This is a genomic window from Streptomyces acidicola (genome assembly GCF_009377235.1).
Classification (GTDB): domain Bacteria; phylum Actinomycetota; class Actinomycetes; order Streptomycetales; family Streptomycetaceae; genus Streptomyces; species Streptomyces acidicola.
Window position 1 is genome coordinate 1 of the sequence record NZ_VMNX01000487.1, and the last position, 2,036, is coordinate 2,036.

2 protein-coding genes are annotated in these 2,036 nt (G+C 68.7%); both read left to right on the top strand.

Features of this window, described 5'->3' with window-relative positions; all coding sequences use genetic code 11:
- A partial coding sequence (locus tag FPZ41_RS46240) for a bifunctional lytic transglycosylase/C40 family peptidase (protein WP_152870860.1) occupies positions 1–914 on the top strand: 914 nt, incomplete at its 5' end.
- Between the two features lie 231 nt (positions 915–1,145).
- The gene (locus FPZ41_RS46245) at positions 1,146–1,934 is read left to right on the top strand and encodes a phosphatase PAP2 family protein (RefSeq protein WP_152870862.1); all 789 of its coding nucleotides are present in this window, start codon (positions 1,146–1,148) and stop codon (positions 1,932–1,934) included.
- Positions 1,935–2,036: the final 102 nt, after the last annotated feature.

The window sequence follows — 2,036 nt, forward strand, 5'->3', positions numbered from 1 at the left end:
CAGGGAGTCTGGCGGGCGGGGCCGGGGGCGGGCCCAAGGCGCTCGCCAAGGGGTCCGTGCCGGCCGAGTACAGCCCGCTGGTGCAGAAGTGGGGCAACCTGTGCAGCGCCATCAACCCGGCGCTGCTGGCCGCGCAGTTGTACCAGGAGAGCGGGTTCAATCCGAAGGCGCAGAGCCCGGCCGCGGCCCAGGGGATAGCGCAGTTCATCCCGGGCACATGGGCCACCCACGGCATCGACGGCAACGGGGACGGCAAGCGCGACGTCTGGGACCCGGCCGACGCGATCCCGTCGGCCGCGAAGTACGACTGCACCCTCGCCAAGTACGTCAAGGACGCGCCCGGGAACCCGACGCACAACATGCTCGCCGCCTACAACGCGGGCGCCTACGCGGTGATCAGGTACGGGGGCGTGCCGCCGTACAAGGAGACCCAGAACTACGTCAAGACGATCACGGACCTGGAGAAGAGCTTCGCCGCGCCCGTCACCAGGGTCGATCCGTCGAAGCAGGCCGCGGGAGCCATCGCGTACGCGCAGGAGAAGCTCGGGACGCCGTACCTGTGGGGCGGGACCGGCACCGCCGGCCAGGGCGGGCGCTTCGACTGCTCGGGGCTGACCCAGGCCGCCTACGAGACCGTCGGGATCACACTGCCCCGGGTCGCCAACGACCAGTACAACGCGGGGCCGCACCCGAAGCGGGACGAGCTGCTTCCGGGCGATCTGGTCTTCTTCTCCGACGACCTCACCAATTCGCGGGCCATCCGGCACGTGGGGATCTATGTGGGCGGCGGATACATGATCGATGCGCCCCGGCCCGGTGCCGTGATCCGCTTCGACCCGATCGACACTCCGGACTACTTCGGGGCAACTCGGGTCACCGAAGATGGCGCGAAAGCGTTGCCCACGACGATCTGATGGCGCGTAATTCTCTGTGAACCCGCCCTGAGCTGCGCAGATGTATCTCTCTTCGATAACGTCTGAGTGATCATTCAGTGGAGTGTGGAACGCAGAGAAGGAGACTGTGCGTTCCTTGTCTCGTAGTGCTTCGACGCGTGACGACGCCTACAACCACGGGGGTGGCCGCAGCGGCGCACGCAGGAGTGCGGCCGCCGAGCATGGAACAGACGACGAAGGGGCCGCTGCACTATGGCTGCATTCGCCGAGTCCGGGGCGTATTCCGGGGTTTACTCCGGTCACGGGGCGCATCTCGCCGAGTCCGCATCTCTCGCCGGGTCCGCACCTCTCGCCGATTCCGGGTCGAATCCCGACGTCAGTCTGCTCTACGACATCAACGGCCTGGCCAAGGACGCGCCCAACTGGTTCGACCGGGTCATGGAGTTCGTGGGCGAGTACGGGCTGCTGCTCGTCATGGTGCTGCTGGTGCTGTGGTGCTGGTGGGGTGTGCGGCGGCGGGGCGGGGAGGATGCCGCGTCGTCCGTGGCCGCGCTGGCCTGGGTGCCGCTCGCCGCGGGGATCGCGGTCCTCATCAACGTGCCGATACGTGAGTTCGTGAAGCGGCCGAGGCCCTTCCTGGACCACGAGGGGCTGGAAGTCCTGGTCACCGGCAAGACCGACTACTCCTTCGTGAGCGACCACGCGACGCTGACCATGGCCATGGGAGTCGCGCTGTTCGTCGCCAACCGGAAGTTCGGGCTGGTGGGGATCGTGCTGGGGCTGCTCGGGGGCTTCTTGCGGATCTACATGGGCGTGCACTATCCGACGGACGTCGTGGGTGGCTTCGCCCTGGGTACGGCCGTGGCCCTGCTGCTGTCGCCGGTCGCGATGGCTCTGCTGACCCCGCTGGCGAAGGCGGTCGAGCGGTCGCCGCGGGCCGGGTGGCTGATCTCGGCCAAGCGGACCGAAAGCCAGGGGGCGGTGGTTCCGGGGGCTCGGGTGGAGCCCTCGGTGGACGACGACCGGGACTTGGCGGCGTAGCGCCCCGCGGGTGTTCGGGTGGGGGTTTTCGCCCCCGCCGCCCCTACCCGTCCCATCCTGTCCCTGGGGGCTGCGCCCCCAGACCCCCGCTTCGGCCTGAAC

What these genes read in the sequence shown, in the direction of transcription:
- FPZ41_RS46245 (WP_152870862.1), top strand. Translation starts at nt 1,146, where the DNA reads ATGGCTGCATTCGCCGAGTCCGGGGCGTATTCCGGGGTTTACTCCGGT.